Source organism: Actinoplanes sp. NPDC048791 (genome assembly GCF_040650095.1).
Classification (GTDB): domain Bacteria; phylum Actinomycetota; class Actinomycetes; order Mycobacteriales; family Micromonosporaceae; genus Actinoplanes.
The window spans coordinates 1-1,184 of sequence record NZ_JBEZGQ010001664.1 but is presented as its reverse complement, the minus strand read 5'-3'; the positions used below and the strand labels follow the sequence as shown (position 1 = coordinate 1,184).

Sequence of the window (1,184 nt, the reverse complement as noted above, 5' to 3'; positions counted from 1 at the left end):
CCCCGAACGGGTCAGCCGACGGTCACCGCCACCGAGGCCTCGGAGCCGTTGTCGGCGTCCGCCGAGCCCGGGAACGTCGCCGAGAACGAGTGCCGGCCCTTCTCGTCCACGGTCACGGTCAGGCTGAACGAGCCGTCCGCGGCCGTCCGCAGGTCGGTCACCTTGCCCTTGCCGGTACGGCTCGGGGAGTGCCAGGCGACGTAGAGGAAGCCGTCGCGCACGGGGCTGCCGTCGCCGTTGAGAACCTTGCCGGTGATGGTCACCTGGTCACCGACTTTCGCGGTGGCCCGGCTGGCCGAGATGGTTGTCCGGGACCCGGTGGTGGGGCTGCCGGCGGTGGCGAGCGTCTTCTCGTACCGGATGATGTCGTCCTTGCCCTGGGCCACGCCCAGCTGGGGGACGACCAGCCGGGCCCCCGCGGTCAGGCCCGCCTTGAGCGTCCACTGTGGCGTCGCGTCGAGGCGGACGTACGCGCGGGTGCTCAGCTGCGGCCCGGCGACGCCGTAGATCAGGAAGCTGAACTTCGGTGCCACCCCGGCCTGCGCGGTCGCGTTCCGGCTGACCGTCGGCGGCTGGTACGTGAACTTGGTGCTGAAGTCGGCGACCGGGCTGACCGTACCGTCGCGGTAGGCCAGGCCCGCCTTGACCGCCGCGGTCTGCCCGGCCGAGGTCTCCAGCGCGGCCTGCACCGAGCCGGTGGCGTCCAGGTAGAGCTGGAGTTCCGGGGTGATCACGACCGGCACCGGGCCGGCCGAGAAGGTGATCGGCTGGAACCGGATCGGCTTGGCCAGCAGCGGAGTCTCCTTGAGCGAGCAGGCCGCGCTGCCGCTGATCGAGGCCTTGAGCTGCGCGTCCTCGGTCAGCGTTCCGGTGAACGACACGGCGGAGACCCCGCGCGGGCTCCACGACGCGTCGAAGTCGAAGCTCGGCGTGATGCTGATCGACCCGGTGATCTCCGCCTTCGCGGCGTTGGTGCAGGACACCGTACGTCTGATCGGCTGGACCACCGGGCCGCCGGCCGAGCGGGCGCTGATGTCGCCGGTCCCGAGGGCGAAGGTCTCGTCGATCGTGGCCTCGGCGATCGCCTCGGTGAGTTTCGCCGGCCCGGCCTCGACCGTCCGGCCGTCGACCGCCACCACCTTGACCAGCAGGCCGTTCGGGGTGACCGGGGTGCTGCCCGCCGC

Annotated in this window: 1 protein-coding gene; it reads right to left on the bottom strand. The window is 71.9% G+C overall.

Features of this window, described 5'->3' with window-relative positions; all coding sequences use genetic code 11:
* Positions 1-11: 11 nt before the first annotated feature.
* On the bottom strand, positions 12-1,184 hold a 1,173-nt coding region (locus AB0C29_RS49430; protein ID WP_360835456.1), incomplete at its 5' end, for a hypothetical protein.